General features: G+C 72.9%; 18 protein-coding genes. 9 read left to right on the forward strand and 9 right to left on the reverse strand.

Annotated elements, in window-relative coordinates; translation table 11 throughout:
* Positions 1–5: 5 nt before the first annotated feature.
* Positions 6–1,151: a CaiB/BaiF CoA transferase family protein gene (locus tag ACF07N_RS21235; RefSeq protein WP_392115119.1), complete on the reverse strand. Its 1,146-nt coding sequence runs from the start codon at positions 1,149–1,151 to the stop codon at positions 6–8.
* Between the two features lie 233 nt (positions 1,152–1,384).
* On the opposite strand from ACF07N_RS21235, the gene ACF07N_RS21240 reads away from it, so the two are divergent.
* Complete coding sequence (locus ACF07N_RS21240; protein WP_392115122.1) at positions 1,385–2,557, forward strand: saccharopine dehydrogenase family protein; 1,173 nt, start codon at positions 1,385–1,387, stop codon at positions 2,555–2,557.
* A gap of 16 nt (positions 2,558–2,573) precedes the next feature.
* Here the strand turns inward: ACF07N_RS21240 and mmpA are convergent, their stop codons facing one another.
* Positions 2,574–2,720: a morphogenic membrane protein MmpA gene (mmpA, locus tag ACF07N_RS21245; RefSeq protein ID WP_392115125.1), complete on the reverse strand. Its 147-nt coding sequence runs from the start codon at positions 2,718–2,720 to the stop codon at positions 2,574–2,576.
* A 211-nt stretch (positions 2,721–2,931) separates the two neighbouring features.
* Between mmpA and ACF07N_RS21250 the strand changes: the two genes are divergently transcribed.
* Positions 2,932–3,126: a hypothetical protein gene (locus ACF07N_RS21250; protein ID WP_383321091.1), complete on the forward strand. Its 195-nt coding sequence runs from the start codon at positions 2,932–2,934 to the stop codon at positions 3,124–3,126.
* Here ACF07N_RS21250 and ACF07N_RS21255 read toward each other — a convergent pair.
* The 3 genes from ACF07N_RS21255 to ACF07N_RS21265 form a co-directional block, all read right to left on the reverse strand.
* Positions 3,114–3,806: an endonuclease V gene (locus ACF07N_RS21255; RefSeq protein ID WP_392115128.1), complete on the reverse strand. Its 693-nt coding sequence runs from the start codon at positions 3,804–3,806 to the stop codon at positions 3,114–3,116. The genes ACF07N_RS21250 and ACF07N_RS21255 overlap by 13 nt on opposite strands.
* Before the next feature lie 74 nt (positions 3,807–3,880).
* Entirely contained in the window at positions 3,881–4,204 is a 324-nt protein-coding gene (locus ACF07N_RS21260) for a hypothetical protein (protein ID WP_062930312.1), read from the reverse strand.
* Positions 4,205–4,274: 70 nt separating this feature from the next.
* Positions 4,275–5,372, reverse strand: a complete 1,098-nt coding sequence (locus ACF07N_RS21265; RefSeq protein WP_392115131.1) for a WD40/YVTN/BNR-like repeat-containing protein — start codon at positions 5,370–5,372, stop codon at positions 4,275–4,277.
* Positions 5,373–5,629: 257 nt separating this feature from the next.
* Between ACF07N_RS21265 and ACF07N_RS21270 the strand changes: the two genes are divergently transcribed.
* Entirely contained in the window at positions 5,630–6,046 is a 417-nt protein-coding gene (locus tag ACF07N_RS21270) for an SsgA family sporulation/cell division regulator (protein WP_383322306.1), read from the forward strand.
* Between the two features lie 604 nt (positions 6,047–6,650).
* Here the strand turns inward: ACF07N_RS21270 and ACF07N_RS21275 are convergent.
* Positions 6,651–7,295: a GPP34 family phosphoprotein gene (locus ACF07N_RS21275; protein WP_392115134.1), complete on the reverse strand. Its 645-nt coding sequence runs from the start codon at positions 7,293–7,295 to the stop codon at positions 6,651–6,653.
* Between the two features lie 292 nt (positions 7,296–7,587).
* Between ACF07N_RS21275 and ACF07N_RS21280 the strand changes: the two genes are divergently transcribed.
* The 4 genes from ACF07N_RS21280 (at position 7,588) to ACF07N_RS21295 (ending at position 13,838) form a co-directional block, all read left to right on the forward strand.
* A complete protein-coding gene (locus ACF07N_RS21280; RefSeq protein WP_392115139.1) occupies positions 7,588–9,213 on the forward strand; it encodes an ABC-F family ATP-binding cassette domain-containing protein in 1,626 nt (541 codons plus the stop codon).
* A gap of 10 nt (positions 9,214–9,223) precedes the next feature.
* Entirely contained in the window at positions 9,224–11,542 is a 2,319-nt protein-coding gene (locus tag ACF07N_RS21285; protein ID WP_392115142.1) for an ATP-binding cassette domain-containing protein, read from the forward strand.
* Between the two features lie 353 nt (positions 11,543–11,895).
* The gene (ddaH, locus tag ACF07N_RS21290; protein WP_392115145.1) at positions 11,896–12,672 is read left to right on the forward strand and encodes a dimethylargininase; all 777 of its coding nucleotides are present in this window, start codon (positions 11,896–11,898) and stop codon (positions 12,670–12,672) included.
* A gap of 188 nt (positions 12,673–12,860) precedes the next feature.
* Entirely contained in the window at positions 12,861–13,838 is a 978-nt protein-coding gene (locus tag ACF07N_RS21295) for an acyl-ACP desaturase (RefSeq protein WP_392115148.1), read from the forward strand.
* Positions 13,839–14,015: 177 nt separating this feature from the next.
* On the opposite strand, the gene ACF07N_RS21300 is transcribed toward ACF07N_RS21295, so the two are convergent.
* A complete protein-coding gene (locus ACF07N_RS21300) occupies positions 14,016–14,261 on the reverse strand; it encodes a WhiB family transcriptional regulator (protein ID WP_383321116.1) in 246 nt (81 codons plus the stop codon).
* Positions 14,262–14,499: 238 nt separating this feature from the next.
* On the opposite strand from ACF07N_RS21300, the gene ACF07N_RS21305 reads away from it, so the two are divergent.
* Positions 14,500–15,315, forward strand: coding sequence for a VOC family protein (locus ACF07N_RS21305; protein WP_392115152.1), 816 nt, complete (start codon positions 14,500–14,502; stop codon positions 15,313–15,315).
* Positions 15,316–15,338: 23 nt separating this feature from the next.
* Here the strand turns inward: ACF07N_RS21305 and ACF07N_RS21310 are convergent, their stop codons facing one another.
* Entirely contained in the window at positions 15,339–16,376 is a 1,038-nt protein-coding gene (locus ACF07N_RS21310; RefSeq protein ID WP_392115155.1) for a LacI family DNA-binding transcriptional regulator, read from the reverse strand.
* A 98-nt stretch (positions 16,377–16,474) separates the two neighbouring features.
* Positions 16,475–17,470 carry a multicopper oxidase domain-containing protein gene (locus tag ACF07N_RS21315; RefSeq protein ID WP_392115158.1) on the reverse strand — a complete coding sequence of 332 codons (996 nt, stop codon included), beginning with the start codon at positions 17,468–17,470 and terminating at the stop codon, positions 16,475–16,477.
* A gap of 189 nt (positions 17,471–17,659) precedes the next feature.
* On the opposite strand from ACF07N_RS21315, the gene ACF07N_RS21320 reads away from it, so the two are divergent.
* Entirely contained in the window at positions 17,660–20,137 is a 2,478-nt protein-coding gene (locus tag ACF07N_RS21320; protein ID WP_392115161.1) for a ThuA domain-containing protein, read from the forward strand.
* The last annotated feature ends 11 nt before the right edge of the window (positions 20,138–20,148 follow it).

Here is a 20,148-nt window from a genome sequence, read left to right on the forward strand (position 1 = left end):
GCCTTTCACTGAGGGTTTCGGGACGCTGGGAGCAGCCCGGGAACGTCCCACTCCCGGGCGACGTCCGCCGTGGCGGCGCCCGGCCGGGCCGGGCCGCCGCGGACGGAGGTCGGGGTCGCGGAGAAGCGGGGGGCCGGGGCGGGCTGGGTGATGCCGTCGTGGTCGGTGAAGGTGCCGCGGGCGGCCAGGTGCGGGTGGCACGGGGCCTCGCGCAGGGACAGTACGGGCGCCACGCACGCGTCGGTGCCGTCGAAGACGGCCGTCCATTCGTCCCGGGTGCGGCTCTTGAAGCGGGCGGCGACCTCCTCGCGCAGTTCACCCCAGCGGGTGACGTCCCTGCGGGCGGCGCCCCGGTCCTCGATCCCGAGGAGGGCGAGGAACTCGTCGTAGAACTGCGGCTCCAGGGCGCCGACGGCCATGTACCGGCCGTCGGCGGTCTCGTACGTGCCGTAGTAGGGGCAGCCGCCGTCCAGCAGGTTGGCGCCGCGGCGGTCCTGCCAGCCGCCGGCCGCGAGCATGCCGTGGATCATCGTAGTCAGGTGGGCGGTGCCGTCGACGACGGCGGCGTCCACGACCTGCCCGGTGCCGGTGGCCCGCGCGTGGTGGAGGGCGGCGAGGACGCCGACGACGAGGTAGAGGGAGCCGCCCGCGTAGTCGCCGAGCAGGTTGGCGGGGACCGGCGGCGGCTCCTCGGGGCGGCCGATCATGCCGAGGGCGCCGGTGGGCGCGAGGTAGGCGATGTCGTGCCCGGCGCGCGGCGCGAGCGGGCCGTCCTGGCCCCAGCCGGTCATCCGCCCGTACACCAGGCGCGGGTTGCGGGCGTGGCACTCACCGGGTCCGACGCCGAGGCGTTCGGCGACGCCGGGGCGGTAGCCCTCGATCAGGATGTCGGCGCGCGCGGCCAGGCCGAGCACCGTGGCCGGGCCGTCCGGGGCCTTCAGGTCGACGACCACCGAGCGCTTGTTGCGGTTGGTGACGTCGTACGCCGGGTCGATGCCGAGGCCGGGTCCGCCGGGCCGGTCCACGCGCACGACGTCGGCGCCGAGGTCGGCCAGGAGCATGGCGGCGAACGGGCCGGGCCCGATGCCGGCCAGCTCGACGACGCGCACACCGGTGAGCGGGCCGTGTCCGGGCGTGCTTGCCGTGGTCATCCAGCCCCCAGTGCTGTGACACAAGTGATGTAACACCAGCGATGCTAAGAACACGTTCCACTCCGCACAAGAGCAGAACGAGCAAGCGCTTAGCAATGTGCCGTACGGGCCGGCCCGCGTCCAGCTCCGCCGCCCGGCGGTGCCGTGGCGGCGGGCTCGCCGTCAGGGCTCCGCACCGTTCACGCTAGCCTCGGCCACCGACCGCGGCACGGGCTGCACGACCGAGGGGTGTCATGAACAGGCAAAACAGGACGGACCGTCCGTACGACATCGTGCTCTTCGGAGCCACCAGTTTCGCCGGCGTGCTCACCGCCGAGTACCTGGCCGCCCACGCTCCCGAGGGACTGCGCTGGGCCGTCGCCGGCCGCAGCGAGGAGAAGCTGGCACGGCTGCGCGAGCGGCTGCCCGGGGAGCCAGGGGTGCTGCGGGCGGACGCGTCCGACCCGGCCTCCCTGCGCGCCCTCGCCGGACAGGCGCGTGTGGTGGCCACGACGGTCGGACCGTACGTCACGTACGGGGAGGAGCTGGTCGCCGCCTGCGCGGACGCCGGGACGGACTACCTGGACCTGTGCGGCGAGCCGGAGTTCGTGGACCTGATGTACGTCCGGCACGACGCCCGCGCGCGGGAGACCGGGGCACGGCTGGTGCACGCCGCCGGGTTCGACTCCGTCCCGCACGACCTGGGCGTGTACTTCACCGTGCGGCAGCTTCCCGAGGACGTGCCCCTGAGCGTCGAGGGGTTCGTGACCGCGGACGCGACCTTCTCGGGCGGGACGTTCGCCTCCGCGCTCAACCAGATCGCGCGCCGGCGGGAGATGGCGGCGGCCGCGCGGGACCGGCGGCGCCACGAGCCGCGGCTGGTGGGCCGGCGGGCCTCCGCGCCGCTGGGCGGGCCGCGGTTCGCCACCGAGGTCGGGGCGTGGGCGCTGCCCATGCCGACCATCGACCCGCAGATCGTGCGGCGTTCGGCCGCGGCGCTGGACCGGTACGGGCCCGACTTCCGCTACCGGCAGTACGCGGCGGTCCGCCGGCTTCCGGTCGCGGTGGGCGGGGTCGCGGCGGTGGGCGCGCTGGTGGCGGCGGCTCAGGTGCCGCCCGCGCGGCGCTGGCTGTCGGGCCGGCTGAAGCCCGGGGACGGGCCGGGCCCGGAGAAGCGGGCCAGGAGCTGGTTCTCCGTGCGCTTCGTGGGCGAGGGCGGCGGCCGGCGGGTGTACACGGAGGTCTCGGGCGGCGACCCCGGCTACGGCGAGACGGCGAAGATGCTGGCCGAGTCGGCGCTCTGCCTGGCCTTCGACGAACTGCCGGAGACGGCCGGTCAGGTCACCACGGCGGTCGCCATGGGCGACGCACTCGTCGACCGGCTGCGGGCGGCGGGCATCCGCTTCCGCGTGGCGTCGGTCCGCTGAGCGGTCGCCGGGTGGCCTACAGCGGCCACTCGGCGATGGTGTAGATCATCCCGGCTATCCAGCCGAGCCCCGCCAGCACGGCGAGGATCAGTCCGATGGTGACGGCCCGCTCGACGTGCTGGGTCGGGCCGGCCGCTGGCTTGGGGGCGCGGTGCGTCGTCATGCGCCCCAGCCTGCCGAGGGGGCGGCGGGCGGACATCCGTACGCGTACTCAGAGGCGGTACTCAGATCCGGTTTCGTTCTCCCCTCACGCGGCGCCCGGACCCGCCCCCGCCCGCTCCGCCCCTCTCCCCCGCCTTGAGACTTTCTCCGTCTCCAGCCTGCGTGGCCGCGGTGAAAGTCCCAACAAGGACTGCAATGAAATCCTTGAAGGCATGAGATTCCTTCTGGAAGTTTCCCTGGACGACGCGGCGTTGGCGAAGGACCCGGCGGGCGAACTCGGCCGGATCCTCAGGTACTGGGGCGGCAATCTGCGCCACTACGCGCTCGCCCCCGGTGACGGGTCGGCGGTGCACGACTCGGAGTACCGCGAGGTGGGCCGCTGGTGGGTGGAGGATCAGGCCGGGTAGGCCGCCCGGAGCGCCGCGCGGCACAGTGCGTCAGCCCTGCGGGTCGTCTCCGGGAGGCGGTACGCGGGGGTGAGCGCGAGGGTGTGGGCACAGGCGCCGGCCAGGGACACGCGGTGCCCCACGGAGACGAAGACCGGCTTGACGCCCTCCCGGGTGCGCAGGGCGCGGCCGACTTCCTCGGAGCCGGCCAGCAGCGGCGAGGTGCTGCCGCGCGGGGTGTCCGGGTCGTCGTAGGTGAAGGCGAACGGGTTCTTGGCGACGCCGATGGTGGGCAGGCCGGTGAGGACGCCGAGGTGGCTCGCGAGGCCGAAGCGGCGGGGGTGGGCCAGGCCGTAGCCGTCGCAGACGACCAGGCCGGGGTCGCACGGCAGGGCGTCGAGGGCGGCCAGGACCGTGGGGATCTCCCGGAAGGCGAGCAGCCCGGGCACGTAGGGGAAGGAGATGCGGCCCACCGCGGTGGCCTCGGCGACCACGTCGAGGCTCGCCGCGTCCAGGACGACCGCGGCCGCCGCGACGACGTCCCGCTCGTCGTCGTAGGCGACGTCGACGCCCGTCACACGGCCGGTTCCGGGCGGCGGGCCCGCCTCGTCGAGGATCACCCGCGCGCGCAGGGCGTCCTGGACGGCGCGGGCCTGCTCCTCGGTGGCGGGCCAGTCCTCGGGGATGCGTACGGTCGTCATGGTGTTGCGAGCCTACGGGCAGCGCCGAGGCCGGCGGGACCAGGGTGTCCCGCCGGCCTCGCCGGGTGTGCGCCTCACTTGCCCAGTGCGCGCTGCAACTGGCTCTTGTTCATGCTGGAACGGCCCTCGACGCCCTTGCGCTTGGCCTCCTGGTACAGCTGGTCGTAGGTGGGGCCCTGGGAGCCCTGCCCCGACCGCTGGCCGCCGCGCTTGCCGGACGACATGTCCTTCGTGGAGGTGCGGCTGGCCGTCTTCGACTCGCCGGAGCGGGCGCGTTCCTTGTTCACCGTCCGTGCGGCGATCTCCTTGGCGCGGCCGGTGCTCTCGCCCCGGTCCTTCGCGCTCTCCTTGATGTGCTCGTACTGACGCTCCCGCTTGGAGCTCGAACCGCGTGGCATTCTCGCTCACTTCCTTTCACGTCCAGTGAACGGGTACCCACACTGCCGACCCTCACCGCACCCCGCTCGCTCACTGCTCCAGGCGGGCCACCCGCCCCTTCTCACCGGCGGCCCAGCAGCCGTGGTCCGGGGCGCAGTCGACGGTGTCGTAGGAGCCGGTGTCGACCGTGCGCCAGGTGCGGCCGGCGTCGGTGGTGAGGTCGGTTCCGGTGGGGCCGACGGCGAGGGCGGCGGTCCGGCTGTGCGGAAGCCAGGCGACGCCGGAGCGGTAGGCGGTGGGAGGGGCGGCCGCGGGGCGCCAGGTGCGGCCGCCGTCGGAAGTGCGCGCCGCGGCGCGGGGCGACGGCTCGCCGGGGCGGAAGTCGCCGCCGACGGCGAGGCCGTGCGCCCGGTCGCGGAAGGCCAGCGCGAAGACCCCTCGGGCCGGATCGCCCGCCGGCAGGGGCGTGCCGGCGGACGTCCAGGTGTGTCCCCGGTCGGCGGAGTGGAGCACACGCGCGTGCGCGGCCCCGCCGGTGGCGAGCCAGACGTCCTTCGGGCCGGACGTGACCAGGCACTGGCCGCTCGCGGCGAACCCGGCCTCGCCGTCCTGCGCGGGTGGCATGCCGCGGTCCGGCAGCACCGTCCAGGTGCGGCCGCCGTCAGCGGTCGACAGGATGCGGAACTTCCCGTCCACGGGGTCGCTCAGGGCGAGGCCGTGACGGTGGTCGAAGAAGGCCAGGCAGTCGTAGAAGGCTTTCGGGTCGGTGTTGCGGAAGGACTCCGTCCAGGTGGCTCCGCCGTCGTCGGTCCGGTAGACGCGGGAGGCCTCGCCCTCGCCGATGGCGAGCACCACGGCCCGGCGCGCGTCGAAGGCCTCGACGTCCCGGAACTGCAACTCCCCCGCGCCCGGCGGCGATACGTTCCGCCAGCTCCTCCCGCCGTCCGTGGTCCGCAGCACGGTGCCGGCGGTTCCGGCGGCCCAGGCGGTGGCGCGGCCGACGGCGGCCAGGCCGCGGAACCGCACGTCCGGGGTACCGGTGTCCTTGAGTTCCCAGTGCGGCGTCCGGCGCTCCTGCGGTTCCCGCGCCCCCGCCGGCCCGGCGGTCAGGGCGGCCAGGGCCGCCGCGCACGCCGCCGCCGCGATCACGCCGCGCCGTGTCCGTCCCGTCCGTCGCGTGCTCCCCATGCGCCTCATGGCCGGGGAAGCTAGCCCACCGCCCGGGTGCCGTCCAGAGGGCCTCGCGGGCGGGCGTGGGGCCCGGGCGCGCGTCACACGAGCCCTTCGGGGCACACGGGGAGAGCCATGTCACTCCGGTGCATGAACGCGGTGACAGAGGTCACTCGCAGTGCGTGTGCACGGATGGGCCGATTCCGTCGTCTCTTCCCATGCCCGGCCTCATCCGCCCGGACGTGTCCGTCCAGCCGTCACAAGGGAGCAAGGCGTTGTCCATCGTCATCGAGCAGCCCGTGGAGGCCCGCCTCGTCGCCGCCGCGCCGCGTATGCCGAGCATTCCCGCGACGCTGCGCTACGACCGGCGCGATCCGTTCGCCGTCCGCATGACCTTTCCCGCCCCGGCCACGCTGGAGGGCGTCGAGGTGTGCTGGACCTTCTCCCGCGAACTGCTCGCCGCGGGGATGAAGGAGCCCGAGGGGCACGGCGACGTGCGGGTGCGGCCCTACGGGTACGACCGCACGGTGCTGGAGTTCCACGCCCCCGAGGGCACCGCCGTGGTGCATGTCCGGTCGAGCGAGATCCGCACGTTCCTGGAGGCGACGAGCGAACTCGTGCCCGTCGGCCTCGAACACCTCCAGCTGGATCTGGACCACGACCTGGCGGAGCTGATGCGGGACGCCTGCTGAGCCGTCAGCGCTCCGGACCCGGCGGGGCGTTCACCTGCCTCGCCGTGATCGAGCGCGCCGGTCGGCGACGGGTACGGGCCCGCCCCCGGCAGCTCCCGCGCGGCGCGGCGGGCCGGCGGCGGACCAGGGCGGGCGCGGCCCGGGGGCAGTCCTGGGCTGAGGTGGACGCGGGCGACGGCTGGGGCGGCCGGTACGGGCAGCGGTGGCGCGCCGGGACCGCCGGACGTTGAGCGACCTGGCGGCGTCGGCGACGGACTCCGCGAGGATTTCCGGGTCGACGGCCCCGGGGACGACGACCCCGTCGGCGCCGACGGCACGGAAGGCCGCGGCCCGCCCGCTCCCGGGTGACGTCCCCTCCCCCGGCGCCGTGGCCCACGTCCTCGACGTCCGCGCCCACCGCCCCGACGGCGACCACGTCACGGACGGTACGGGCAACGGCCCCTGCTCTCCGGCCGGGCGTCGGGCAGGACCAGCGGGGCGCCGGGAGGGGCAGGGCGCGGAAGGCAGGGGCGCGGGTGGTGGTCCGTCAGGGCGGCGACCCGGGCGGCCGCCCAGGCCCGCCCGTCGGCGGGAACGCGCCAGGGACGTGAGGGGGGCCGGACGGTCAGAGAGGCGCCGGCACCGGCACGGTCGCGGCCACGGCCGCGCGCACCTCGTGGACGATCCTCGCGAGCCCGGGCACCGGCGCCCCGGCGCGCTCGGCCAGTTCCTCCACGCGCCGGCGGTCCGTGCGCGCTCCGAGCAGGTCCGCCGCGTCGGCCAGGACGGCGACCGCCGCGTCCCGCTCCGCGACCGCCGCGGCCGGCAGCGGACCGAGGAGGACCTCCCGGGTCTCCTCCCGCAGCACCTTCGCCGCCGCGGCGCGCTCCAGGGCGTACTCCACGGAGGGGAACACACCGAGGACGCGTCTCTTCTCCGCCCGCAGGTAGCCGCCGGCCACGAGTTGCTCCCGCACGGCGTCGGCGGTCACCCGGGCCCGCAGCGTCACCCAGGTGCGCCAGGAGTGCGGGCACGACTCGTGGACGAGTTCCAGCAGTCCGTCGAGGACCGCGTCACCGGCCCGGGAGTCCATGTCGGCCGGTGTGGCGATGCCGTCCCGGTCGGTGAGCAGGCCGCGCCGGGCCAGGTCGACCAGGGCACCGGCCCGCGCGGGACCGGGCGGGTGGGGCCTGCCGCCGGACGGGGGCCCGGCGGTGTCCCAGGCCAGCAGCGACAGCCGGGCCGGCAGCGTGAGCGGATCGTGGGACACGGGGCCTCCTGGACGGGACGATCGGCTTCGGTTAATGCGTTGACAGGCCCCCTACCCCCTCCTACGGTGTACAGCGGTCCTGTTGCCGTCGATTGGAGAAGGACGTTGCTCGTCTGAGGTCCTGAGACACCGCGCCGCACCCGTGAGGTGTGTGCGCTGCGTGCGACCTCGGCGTTCGAGCCGTCCCCCGGTGCAGGGCTCTTCTCATGCCCGTGGAGTCTCCTCCCTGGTCGCAGGTGTCTCGACACGCGTTTGCCCCTGTCTGCTCCGAGCAACCGCGAGTGAGGCCACCATGTCCACTTCCATCACTGTCACCTCCCTGTCGTTCACCTGGCCCGACGGCACGCCCGTCTTCGAAGGGCTGGACGTCGCGTTCGGCCCCGGCCGGACCGGTCTGGTCGGTGTCAACGGGTCGGGCAAATCGACCCTGCTGAAGCTGATCGCCGGTGAACTCGCACCGGCCGACGGCACCGTCCGCGTCGCGGGCGAGGTCGGCTACCTGCCGCAGAACGTCACGCTCGACACCACCCTGCGGGTCGACGAGGCGCTCGGCATCGCCGCGCGGCGTGCGGCACTGCACGCCATCGAGGCGGGCGACGTGGCCGAGGAGCACTTCGGGACCGTCGGCGACGACTGGGACGTCGAGGAACGCGCCCTGGCCACGCTCGGTGAGCTCGGCCTCGGCCACATCGGTCTGGACCGCACCATCGGCGAGGTGTCGGGCGGCGAGTCCGTGCTGCTGCGGCTGGCCGCGCTGCTGCTGCGCCGGCCCGACGTGCTGCTGCTGGACGAGCCGACCAACAACCTCGACCTGTACGCCCGGCGGCGGCTGTACGAGGCCGTGCGGTCCTGGCCCGGCGTCATGGTCGTGGTCAGCCACGACCGGGAACTGCTGGACCTGGCCGACCAGATCGCCGACCTGCGTTCCGGCGCGATCACCTGGTACGGCGGGAACTACTCCGCCTACGAGGAGGCCCTGGAGATCGAGCAGGAGGCGGCCGAGCGCATGGTGCGCGTCGCCGAGGCCGACTTCCGCAAGCAGAAGCGCGAACTGACCGACGCTCAGGTGAAACTGGCCCGCCGCAAGCGGTACGGGCAGAAGATGTGGGACCAGAAGCGCGAGCCGAAGATCGTCATGGGGGCGCGCAAACGGGCGGCGCAGGAGTCGGCGGGCAAGCACCGGATCATGCACGAGGAGAAGCTCGCCGAGGCCAGGGAGCGGCTCGACGAGGCGGTGGAGGCCGTGCGGGACGACGACGAGATCCGCGTCGACCTGCCGTACACGGCCGTGCCGCCGGGGCGTACCGTGCTGACCCTCCAGGACCTCGTGCTGCGGTACGGCGCCCGGGTGACGGGCGGGCTCGACCTGCGCGGTCCCGAGCGGGTCGCGCTGATCGGGCGCAACGGCGCGGGCAAGACCACGCTGCTGCGCACGATCACCGGGGAGCTGCCCGCGGAGTCGGGCGAGGTGACGGCGCACGTCCCGCTGCGGTTCCTGCCGCAGCGGCTCGACGTCCTGGACGGGGAGCGGACGGTCGCCGAGAACGTGGCCCGGTTCGCGCCGGACGCCACCAACAACCGGGTCCGGGCGCGGCTGGCCCGCTTCCTGTTCCGGGGCGCCCGGGCCGACCAGAAGGCGGCGACGCTGTCGGGCGGCGAACGCTTCCGGGCGGCTCTCGCCGCCCTGATGCTCGCCGAGCCGGCGCCGCAGCTGCTCCTGCTGGACGAGCCGACCAACAACCTGGACATGGCCAGCGTGCGGCAGCTGACCTCGGCCCTGGAGTCGTACGAGGGGGCGTTGATCGTGGCCAGTCACGATCTGCCGTTCCTGGAGTCGGTGGGCATCACGCGCTGGCTGCTGCTGGAGGACGGAGAACTGAAGGAAATCACGCCAGAAGCTGTCGGGTTTACCGCCTAGCGTCGGGTGCATGCCCGCATTCATCACCCTGACCGGAGCCCGTGAGAACAACCTCAAGGACGTCACCCTCCGCATCCCGAAAGGCCGGCTGACCGTGTTCACCGGCGTTTCGGGATCGGGGAAGTCGTCGGTCGTCTTCGACACGATCGCGGTGGAGTCCCAGCGCCAGATGAACGAGACGTATCCGTGGTTCGTGCGCAACCGGCTGCCCAAGTTCGAGCGGCCGCACGCGGACACCCTGGAGGACCTGACCCCCGCGATCGTCGTCGACCAGCGGCCGGTCGGCGGTCACTCCCGGTCGACGGTGGGCACCATGACGGACGTCTACTCGGTGATCCGCGTCCTGTTCTCCCGGCACGGCACGCCGAGCGCCGGACCGGCCACCGCGTACTCGTTCAACGACCCGTCGGGCATGTGCCCCACGTGCGACGGACTGGGCCGTACGGTACGGCCCGACTGGGACCGCATCCTCGACCCGGACCGCTCGCTCGCGGACGGCGCGGTCCGCTTCCCGCCCTTCGCGGCGGGAACCTGGCAGGGCCAGACCTACACCAACAGCGACGACCTGGACCCGGACAAGCCCGTGGGACAATTCACCGCCGCCGAGCGGGAGTTCCTGCTGCGCGGGCGGCCCGGCAGCAAGGTCACCGTCAGCGGCAGCGGCGGCACCTGGGTCACCGACTACGAGGGCCTCGCCGACCGTTTCGAGCGGCTGTACCTGAAGCGGGACCTGTCGGCCATGAGCCAGAAGACCCGTGACCTGGTGCGGGAGTTCCTGGTGGAGGGGGTCTGCCCGGCCTGCCGGGGAGCACGGCTCAACGCGGCGGCGCTCGCGACGCGGATCGGCGGCCGGTCGATCGCCGACTGCACGCGCATGCAGGTCACGGATCTGATCACGGTGCTGAAGGAGATCGACGACCCGGTGGCCCGGCCCGTCGCCGGGGCGGCCGTGGCCGCGCTGGAGCGGATCGAGGCGATCGGCCTCGGCTATCTCAGCCTCGACCGGGAGACCGCCACGCTCAGCGGCGGGGAGGGGCAGCGGCTGAAGACCGTGCGGCACCTGGGCTCCAGCCTGACCGGGATGACGTACATCTTCGACGAGCCGAGCGTGGGGCTGCATCCGCGGGACGTGGGCCGCCTCGGCGATCTGCTGCTGCGGCTGCGCGACAAGGGCAACACCGTGCTGGTCGTCGAACACGACCCGGACGTCATCGCGCTGGCCGACCACGTGGTGGACATGGGACCGGGCGCCGGGACCGGGGGCGGCACGGTGGTGTTCGAGGGGACGCCGCGGGAGCTGGCGGCGTCGGACACGCTCACCGGGCGCTGCCTGCGCCGGCGCACGGCGGTCAAGGAGGAGGTGCGGCGGCCCAGCGGCGAGTTGTGGGTCAAGGGCGCCGGCCGGCACAACCTGCGGGACGTGACCGTGCGGTTCCCCACCGGGGTGCTCACGGCGGTGACCGGGGTCGCCGGGTCGGGCAAGAGCAGCCTGGTCGGGGAGTTCACCGCCGCGCACGAGGAGGCCGTGGTGGTCGACCAGTCGTCGATCGGCATCTCGGGCCGCTCCACGCCGGCCACGTATCTGGGGATCATGGACACGGTCCGCAAGATCTTCGCCCGCGAGACGGGTGCGGAGGCGGGCCTGTTCAGCTTCAACTCCACCGGCGCCTGCCCCGGTTGCGAGGGCCGGGGGCTGATCTGCACCGACCTCGCCTTCATGGACCCGGTGACGCAGACCTGCCAGGACTGCGAGGGGCGGCGCTTCAAGGACGACGTGCTGCGGCTGACCGTGCGGGGCAACTCCATCGCCGACGTCCTGGAGATGACGGCCGAGCAGGCCCTCGGCTTCTTCGAGGACGAGGCGGTACGGCGCCGGCTGCGCGCGCTGCGGGACGTCGGGCTGACGTATCTGACACTCGGCCAGCCCCTGTCCACGCTGTCGGGGGGTGAGCGGCAGCGCATCAAGCTGGCGACACGGCTGCACCGGACGGGCGCGGTCTACGTGCTGGACGAACCGACGACCGGCCTGCACATGGCGGACGTGACGGGTCTGATCGCCCTGCTGGACCGGCTGGTCGACGCGGGCAACACGGTCGTCGTGGTCGAGCACAACCTGGACGTGGTCGCCCGGGCCGACTGGGTGATCGACCTCGGCCCGGACGGCGGCCGGGACGGTGGCCTGGTCGTCTTCGAGGGGACGCCGCGGCAGCTCCTGGAGGCGCCCGGATCGTTCACCGGGGAGCACCTGCGGCGGGTCACGCGGCCGGGGGCCGGTGTGCGTCCGGTCGGCGGAGAAGCGGCCGGCCTGCCGGCCCGCCGGGGAAGATGATCGGAACGCCTCGGGCACAGCGGTTCCATGTCGGTGACCGGACATCGCAGCGCACGGCTGCTCCGGTGTCGCGCGCACCCCCAGGCGTCCGGGGCGTGCCGTTCGAGGGCCGGCGTCGGGGTTGCGGATGGAGCACGTGCACCGGCTCTGCGACGTTGCTGTCGAAGCCCACCCGGGGCGCGCAGGGCTGCGGTCGTCCGGGGCCCGGCCCGGTTCCGCGGCTGCCGTCCGGGGGTGTTCTCTCCCCCCTTCGCCCTGCATGATGGTCGGCCGACGCCCGATCGGTTCCGGTCGATCCCGGGAACCCGGTCGGTGTGGTCCAGACACGTCCCGTCCGATACGGAGTCACCCTCGTGCCCAGCAAGAAGGCCCTCGTCCGCCGCCCCAGCCCGCGCCTCGCCGAAGGGCTGGTGACGCACATCGAGCGGGAGCGGATCGACGTGGACCTCGCGGGCGAGCAGTGGGAGGCGTACGTGCGGGCCCTGCGGGCGCACGGCTGGGAGACCATCGAGGTGGAGCCCGCCGACGACTGCCCGGACTCGGTGTTCGTCGAGGACACGGTCGTGATGTACCGGAACGTGGCGCTGATCGCCCGCCCGGGCGCCGGCTCCCGGCGCGAGGAGACCGCCGGGGTCGAGGAGGCCGTGGCCGGTCTGGGCTGCTCGGTGAACTGGATCTGGGAGCCGGGCACGCTGGACGGCGGGGACGTGCTGAAGGTCGGCGACACCGTCTACGTGGGCCGCGGCGGGCGCACCAACGCCGCCGGCGTCCAGCAGCTGCGCGCCGCGTTCGAGCCGCTCGGCGCCCGGGTCGTCGCCGTGCCCGTGAGCAAGGTGCTGCACCTGAAGTCGGCGGTCACGGCCCTGCCCGACGGGACGGTCATCGGCCACATCCCGAAGATGGACACGCCGTCGCTGTTCGCCCGCTTCCTGCCCGTACCCGAGGAGGCGGGAGCCCACGTCGTCCTGCTCGGCGGGGACAAACTGCTGATGGCGGCGAGCGCCCCGAAGACCGCGGAGCTCTTCTCGGACCTCGGGTACGAACCGGTCGTCGTGGACATCAGCGAGTTCGAGAAGCTCGAAGGCTGTGTGACATGCCTCTCGGTCCGGCTGCGGGAGCTGTACGTCTGAGCGGAGACGGAGCCGGCCGCCCCGCCACCGACCTGCGCGTCCGCGGCCCGGGCACCCAGCCGGACGACATCGCTGACCAGCGGCCTTTACAGCGTCCTTAACCTACGGCTTCGTAACCTACGGACACGTAGCCTACGATGCCGTAGGTTACTGCTCACCGCTCGTACGCATGTCCCCCTGGAGAGTCCATGACGATCACCACTCCCCACCTCGGCAGCCCCGCCGGCGCCTGGAGCGACGCTCAGCTGCTGTACGCCCTGGAGGAAGTGGTCGAGAAGGAGCTCAACCGGCATCTGCAGGTCGCGAAGGACTGGATGCCGCACGAGTACGTGCCGTGGAGCGACGGGCGCAACTTCCCCGGCCTCTTCGAGGACGGCGAGGCCTGGGAGAAGGAGCAGTCCAAGGTCACCGAGATCGGCCGCATCGCGCTGGTCGTGAACCTCCTGACCGAGGACAACCTGCCCAGCTACCATCACGAGATCGCCTCCCTCTTCGGCCGTGACGGCGCCTGGGGCACCTGGGTGCACCGCTGGACGGCGGAGGAGGGCCGGCACGGCATCGTGATGCGCGACTACCTGCTCACCTCGCGCGCCGTCGACCCGGACAAGCTGGAGCAGTTCCGGATGTCCCACATGAGCGAGGGCTTCGAGTCGGACAACCGCCACTCGATGCTGCACTCGATCGCCTACGTGGCGTTCCAGGAGCTGGCCACCCGCATCTCGCACCGGAACACCGGCCACCAGTCCGGCGACCCGGTCTGCGACCGCATGCTCGCCCGCATCGCGACCGACGAGAACCTGCACATGGTCTTCTACCGGAACCTGCTGCGCGCGGCGTTCGACCTCGCCCCCGACCTGACCATGCAGGCCGTCCGCGACGTGGTCGTCGACTTCCGGATGCCCGGGCACGGCATCCCCGGCTTCGAGCGCGCCGCCGCGCAGATGGCGATCGGCGAGGTCTACAACCTGCGCATCCACCACGACGACGTGCTGCAGCCCGTGCTGCGCTTCCTGAAGGTCATGGAGATCGACGGCCTGGGCCCCGAGGGCCGCAAGGCGCAGGAGGAGCTCGGCCTGTTCATGGGCGGCCTGGACGCGGAGGCCGCCAAGTTCGACGAGAAGCTGGCCGCGCGCAAGGCCCGCATGGCGGCCCGGGCCGGCGCCTGACGGCTGCCCCACCCCGCTGACCGAGGCCCCCGGCCGCCCCGCGCGGCCGGGGGCCTCGCGCCTGCCGGTACGAAACCGCCGCGCCGGCCGGCACGGCGGTACGGGCGCCGCCGACACGGCAGTACGGGCGCCGCCTGTACGGCGGTACCGGCGCCCGGCGCGGCGGCACCGGCACGGCTACCGCGAGGCCCGGCGCAGCTCCAGCCGCTCCTTCTCCGACAGGCCGCCCCAGACGCCGAAGCGCTCGTCGTGGGCGAGCGCGTACTCCAGGCAGGCCGTGCGGATCGGGCACATACCGCAGATCCGCTTCGCCTCCCGCACCGAACTGCCGGGCTCGGGGAAGAAGAACTCCGCCCCGGTCTGCGCGCACAACGCTTCCTGCTGCCAGGCGAGCTCGGGCGAGGTGATCGTGTCGATGTGCATGACCTGAAGCGTTCCGGCCGGTGCAAAACGTTCGATCAACGCGGGATCAACGCCGCGTTCACGGGCCTCCGGCCGGGGGAGATCGTCGCCCGCCGGAAGGTCCCGGCGCACGGCGGCGCGCGGGACGGGAAGCGGTCCGGCGGAATCGGCCGGGCCGCGCGGCGCCCCGGCGTGCGCGCGCCGGTGGTGCGAGACTCGGCAGAGCAGGCGGACGGGCCCCTGTGCGAGGAGGGCGAGGATGCTCACCACCCGTTATGTCACCGGCGCTCCCAACTGGATCGATCTCGGCACCCCCGACATCGACGGCGCGGCGGCCTTCTACGCGGCTCTGTTCGGCTGGCGGTTCCGGCCGGGCGGACCCGAGGCCGGCGGGTACGGCCTGTTCCAGCTCGACGGCCGCACCGTGGCCGGCGGCATGCGGACCACGCCGGAGCAGGGGCCGCCGTCCTGGACGGTGTACTTCCGGGTGCCGGACGCGGACGCCACCGCCGAGGCGGCCCGGCAGGCGCGCGGCTCGGTGCTGCTGCAGCCCCTGGACGTCCAGGGCCAGGGCCGGACGGCGATCCTCGCCGACCGGGCCGGGGTGCCCTTCGGGCTGTGGCAGCCGGGACGGACCGAGGGCCTGGACGTCGTCGGGGAACCCGGCTCGCTGTGCTGGGCCGAGCTGTACACGGCGGACGTGCCGGCCGCGGCCGCGTTCTACCACTCCGTGCTCGGCCTGGAGACCTACGGCGTCGACACGCCCGGCGGCGTCTACACGACGTTCGGCCCCGCCGGGGAGGGCGAGGAGGCCATGTTCGGCGGTGTCGTGGCGCTCGCCGACGACCCGGCCGAGCACGAGCCCCACTGGCTGCCGTACTTCGAGGCCGCCGACCCGGACGCCGTCGCCGCCGTCGCCGAGGAGCACGGCGGCACCGTCCGCGTGCCCGCCACGGACCTGCCGGACGTCGGCCGTGTCGCCCGGCTCACCGACCCCTGCGGTGCCCGCTTCGCGGTGATCCGGACGGAGCCGGCGCAGGGGCAGGGCGGCCCTGCGGACCGGCCCGCGACCTGACGCGCACGACGCGCGGACCCGGCCTACGCCGACCCGCGCCGCACCAGCGTCGTCGGAAGGACCACGCCCGCCGGGGTGGCGGCGTCGTCCTCGTCGGGGGTGCCGCGGTCGAGGCCGCGCAGCAGCAGGCGGGCCATCAGCCGGCCCATCTCCTCGATGTCCTGGCGGACCGTCGTCAGGGGCGGGTCGGTCTGCTCGGCGACGGGCTGCATGTCGTCGAAGCCGATGACGGCGACGTCGTCGGGGACGCGGCGGCCGGACTCGCGCAGTACGCGCAGGGCGCCGGAGGCCATGAGGTCGTTCGCGGCGAACACGGCGTCCAGGCCGGGGCAGCGGTCGAGGAGTTCGCGCATGGCCCGCTCGCCCCCGCCGGGGGTGAAATCGGCCTCGGCGATCAGCCGCGGGTCGGCGCCGGCCATGACGTCCCGGTAGCCGTCCAGCCGGTCCACCGCGGACGTCTGGTCCAGGGCACCGGTGATGTGCGCGATCCGGGTCCGGCCGAGGCCCGCCAGATGACGGACGGCGTCGCGGGCGCCGCCGCGGTTGTCGCTGTCGACGTACACCACGTCCCGCCGGTCACCGCTCCAGCCGGGCCGCCCGCCGAAGACGGTGGGGACACCGGCCCGCTGGATCAGCTCCGGCAGCGGGTCGTCGAGGTGCAGGGAGAAGACGAGCGCCCCGTCGACATGCCCGCCGGCGAGGTACCGGGCGACCCGGGCGTGGTCGTCGCGGCCCTCCGTCAGGAGCAGCACGAGCTGGTTGTCGTGGGCCGTGAGCTCCTTGCTGATGCCGCGCAGCTGGAGCGCGAAGAACGGGTCGGCGAAGACGCGGCTCTCCGGTTCGGCGACGACGACCGCGACCGCGTCGTGCCGCCGGGTCACCAGGGAGCGGGCCGCCTGGTTGGGCACGTAGCCGAGTTCGTCCACGGCCTGGCGGACCCGTTCGACGAGCGTGGCGCGCACGCCGTCGCCGCCGTTGACCACGCGGGAGACGGTGGCCCGTGAGACACCGGCCCGGGCGGCCACGGCCTCCAGGGTGGGACGCGGCGCTGTGTCGGTCACTTCGGGGCTCCTCACCTGCGGCTGCGGATCAGGATAGCCCTGGGCGCACCGCCGGGTGAGAGCGCTCTCGCCCCTGGGGTGAAGTCGTCGCGCGCCCGTCAGTGGTCGTGTCCGCCGTCCGCCGGCGCCTCCTCGTGCCCCTCGTGCCCCTCGTGCTCGTGCGGGTCGTAGCCGGGGATGGTCCCGTCCGGCTTCTTCACGAGGAACAGCCCCACCATGCCCATGTCGGAGTGGCTCTGCACGTGGCAGTGGTACATCCAGGCGCCGGCGCCGACCCCCTCCCCCGCGATGACCTGGAAGCCGAAGGAGTCGGCCGGGCCGGTGATCTTGTTGTCGATGACCTGGCTGGGGTCGTCGGGGCCGGTCAGCATGCCGGTGCGGTTGTCCGCCCAGCGGTGACCGTGCATGTGGAACGTGTGGTAGAACTCGCCGTGCGTGATCACGATGAACTCGACCCGGTCACCCACCGTGGCCTCGAAGTTCGGCCCGGAGTGCGGCGCCTTGTTGTTGATGCGCATGTCGTTGAAGACGACCGTGTGGGTGCGGTCCGGCAGCACGTCGCCCTTGCGGCGGACGATGACCGGCCCGAACAGGCCCTTCTGCAGCCCGACGGTGCCGTGGTCGGTGCCGACGACGTGGTCGTGGTAGTGCCAGTAGCCGGCGCTGCCCGCCCGCCAGGTGCCGTCCTTGCGGCGGCCCGGGGCGTGGGTGCGCCAGGTGTAGGTGCGAGTGCCGCCCGGCTCGACGTGACTGCGGTTCATCTTCGTGCCGTCGCTGGTGATCTCGTAGTCCAGGCCGTGCACGTGCAGGCTGACGGGCACATCCATGGTGTTCTCGAACTCGACGTGCAGGGTGTCCCCTTCGTTGAGTTCGATCAGCGGGCCGGGGACGGTGGCCTTGCCCTTCTCCAGGCCGTAGCCCATCTGACCGTCCGCCAGCTTCTCGGCGTACATCCTGATGCGCCTCACCTCGCCGCCGGCCGGTGCCGTCTTCGCCGGCCCGTCGGCGCTGATGGCCTCCGGCGCCACGGACAACGATGTCGCGACGGCCGCGCCGCCCAGCAGCACACTCCGGTTGAAGCTGCGTCTGTCCATGCGGAACTCCCCACCCTGGTAAGGCTTTTACGGAGGCGTACCTGTGATGAACCGGTGAGACGGTACCGGCCACGCTCCCGTTTATCCACACTCAAGACAAAGTTGGTGCCATCACGGTCATAGGTATTGGCGGGACGGGCAAAGGGGTTTAGCTTCCTTGGCGGTGTTGCCGTGACCGAGGAGGTGCCCATGCACTTACGAGGGCTGAGCAAGAGAAGACGCGTCTGGGCGGCCTCCGTGGCCGCCGGTGTCGTGACCGCGGGGCTGCTGACGGGCCCCGCCGCGAGTGCGCGGCCGTATCCGGAACCACCTCTGACAACGATGTCGATCAAGTCGCCGCCGGGCGGCGCGAACGTACGGGTGCTGATCTTCCACGGTTCGGCCGCCGGGGAGGAGTCCCCGGTCGTGAACGCCGCGATCGAGGCCGTCGAGGACATCGGGCTGACCGGTCCCACGAACCGCCGCTTCAAGGTGCAGGCGACGGGCGACGCCTCGGTGTTCACCGACGAGACGAGGCTCGGCCGCTTCAACGCGGTCGTGTTCCTGACCGGCGGGGGCGACGTCCTGGACCCGGAGCAGGAGGCGGGTCTGGAGGCGTACATGGAGGCCGGCGGCGGGTTCCTCGGCATCCATGACGCCGCGCGGGCAGAGCCGTACTCGGACTGGTTCACCGGTCTGGTCGGTGCCCGCCCGGCCGCGTCGAGCCCGGCGGCCGTGCAGCGGGCGACCGTGGAGGTCGGCGACCGCCGGCACCCGGCGACCAAGGATCTGCCGGTGCAGTGGAAACGGCCGGACAAGTGGCTGAACTGGGTGAAGAACCCGTCGGGCGAGGTCCACACCGTGGCCCGGGTGCGGGAGTCGACGTACCAGCCGGGCACGGGTGCCAACGGCTCGGACCACCCGGTCAGCTGGTGCCGGGACTACGACGGCGGACGCTCCTTCTACACGGGCATGGGCGGCACGGTGTCGTCGTACGACGAGGCCGACTTCCGGGCCCACCTGCGCGGCGCGCTGCTGTGGACGACCCGGCTGGAGCAGGCCGACTGCAAGGCGGCCATCAACGCCAACTACGCGGCGGAGCGGCTGACCAAGCCCAACCAGCCGGGGCAGAACGACCAGATCGGCGAGCCGCACGGGCTGGTCACCGCGCCCGACGGCCGGGTCTTCTACATCGGCCGTGGCGGGGCCGACTCCTCGCAGCCGGTGATCACCGACTGGAACGACCCCGACATCGGCAAGGGCAAGGGCGAGATCCACGTCTACGACCCGAAGACCAAGCAGGTCACCCTGGCCGGCGCGCTGACCGTCTTCGGCAACAAGGGCGGAGGCGACGAACTGGTCAAGGTCGAGGAGGGCCTGCTCGGCATCGAACTCGACCCGGAGTTCACGCAGAACGGGTGGGTGTACCTGCACTACACGCCGCACGAGCGGATCAACCGCGAGACGCGCATGGCGGAGCGGCGGGTCTCCCGGTTCACGCTCGACCAGGCCACGAACAAGCTGGACCTCGCCAGTGAGAAGGTCCTGCTGAAGTGGCCGGTGCAGATCCACAGTTGCTGCCACGCGGGCGGCGGGATGGCCTGGGACTCCAAGGGCAACCTGTACATCGCCACCGGTGACAACAACTCCAGCGGTTTCAGCGGCGGTTACTCCGGCAACAACCCGGAGCCGAACTACAAGGGCGTCTCCTTCGCGGACGCGCGCCGCACCGCCGGCAACACCAACAACCTCAACGGCAAGATCCTGCGCATCCACCCGGAGCCGGACGGCACGTACACGCTGCCCGAGGGCAACCTCTTCACCGGGAAGGAGACCGCCGAGGGCGGCGGCAAGACGCGCGGCGAGATCTATGTGATGGGCGTGCGCAACCCGGCGCGCATCTTCGTCGACAAGTCGACCGACGTGCTCTACGCGGGCTGGGTCGGCCCGGACGCGGGTTCGCCCTCGACGACCTGGGGTCCGGCCAAGTACGACACGTTCGCCGCCATCACGAAGGCGGGCAACCGCGGCTGGCCGTACTGCATGGGCAACAAGCAGCCCTACCGGGACCGCAACCTGCCGGACCCGTCCAAGCCGCTGGGCTGGTACGACTGCGACCATCCGAAGAACGAGTCGCCGAACAACGACGGCCTGGTCAACCTGCCGCCGGTGACCGGCAACAACATCTGGTACTCGCCCTCGGGCGGCGCGCCGGACTACCCGCGGGACGCGAACGGGGTCCCGTCGTACAAGCCGGAGGAGGCCACGTACCGGCTGCCCTGGCTCAAGGGCGGCGGACAGGCGGCCATGAACGGGCCGGTGTACCGGTCCGACGCGGTCGCGGCCGACAGCACCGTCAAGTGGCCGGCCTACTGGGACGGCAAGTGGTTCGTCGGCGACTTCTACGACGCCGACCAGCCGCGCCACGCGGTGCTGATGGAACCGAAGACGCAAGGAGACGGCGGTCTGCCGGTGCACGCGGAGTCGCTGAAGAAGATCGTGCCGATCGGCAACGACGGCATCAAGAACCTGATGGACTGGAAGTTCGGTCCGGATGGCGCGCTGTACGTCCTCGACTACGGCCGCGGCTTCTTCACCTCCGACTCCAAGTCGGCCCTGTGGCGGGTCGTCTACAAGGGCGGCGGGCCGACCCCGGCCGCCGGTCAGCTGGCGAGGGGGACCGAGTGATCCGGCATCTG

Origin of the sequence: Streptomyces sp. NPDC015242 (assembly GCF_043079125.1) — a bacterium.
GTDB lineage: Bacteria > Actinomycetota > Actinomycetes > Streptomycetales > Streptomycetaceae > Streptomyces.

Bases quoted from the DNA above. Each gene is read 5' to 3' on its own strand.
- ACF07N_RS21250 (WP_383321091.1), top strand. From the start codon at position 2,932: ATGAGATTCCTTCTGGAAGTTTCCCTGGACGACGCGGCGTTGGCGAAG.
- ACF07N_RS21285 (WP_392115142.1), top strand. From the start codon at position 9,224: ATGCCCGCATTCATCACCCTGACCGGAGCCCGTGAGAACAACCTCAAG.
- ACF07N_RS21315 (WP_392115158.1), bottom strand. From the start codon at position 17,470: ATGGACAGACGCAGCTTCAACCGGAGTGTGCTGCTGGGCGGCGCGGCC.
- ACF07N_RS21235 (WP_392115119.1), bottom strand. From the start codon at position 1,151: ATGACCACGGCAAGCACGCCCGGACACGGCCCGCTCACCGGTGTGCGC.
- ACF07N_RS21240 (WP_392115122.1), top strand. From the start codon at position 1,385: ATGAACAGGCAAAACAGGACGGACCGTCCGTACGACATCGTGCTCTTC.
- ACF07N_RS21260 (WP_062930312.1), bottom strand. From the start codon at position 4,204: ATGCCACGCGGTTCGAGCTCCAAGCGGGAGCGTCAGTACGAGCACATC.
- mmpA (WP_392115125.1), bottom strand. From the start codon at position 2,720: ATGACGACGCACCGCGCCCCCAAGCCAGCGGCCGGCCCGACCCAGCAC.
- ACF07N_RS21320 (WP_392115161.1), top strand. From the start codon at position 17,660: ATGCACTTACGAGGGCTGAGCAAGAGAAGACGCGTCTGGGCGGCCTCC.
- ACF07N_RS21280 (WP_392115139.1), top strand. From the start codon at position 7,588: ATGTCCACTTCCATCACTGTCACCTCCCTGTCGTTCACCTGGCCCGAC.
- ACF07N_RS21265 (WP_392115131.1), bottom strand. From the start codon at position 5,372: ATGGGGAGCACGCGACGGACGGGACGGACACGGCGCGGCGTGATCGCG.
- ACF07N_RS21295 (WP_392115148.1), top strand. From the start codon at position 12,861: ATGACGATCACCACTCCCCACCTCGGCAGCCCCGCCGGCGCCTGGAGC.
- ACF07N_RS21255 (WP_392115128.1), bottom strand. From the start codon at position 3,806: ATGACGACCGTACGCATCCCCGAGGACTGGCCCGCCACCGAGGAGCAG.
- ACF07N_RS21300 (WP_383321116.1), bottom strand. From the start codon at position 14,261: ATGCACATCGACACGATCACCTCGCCCGAGCTCGCCTGGCAGCAGGAA.
- ACF07N_RS21305 (WP_392115152.1), top strand. From the start codon at position 14,500: ATGCTCACCACCCGTTATGTCACCGGCGCTCCCAACTGGATCGATCTC.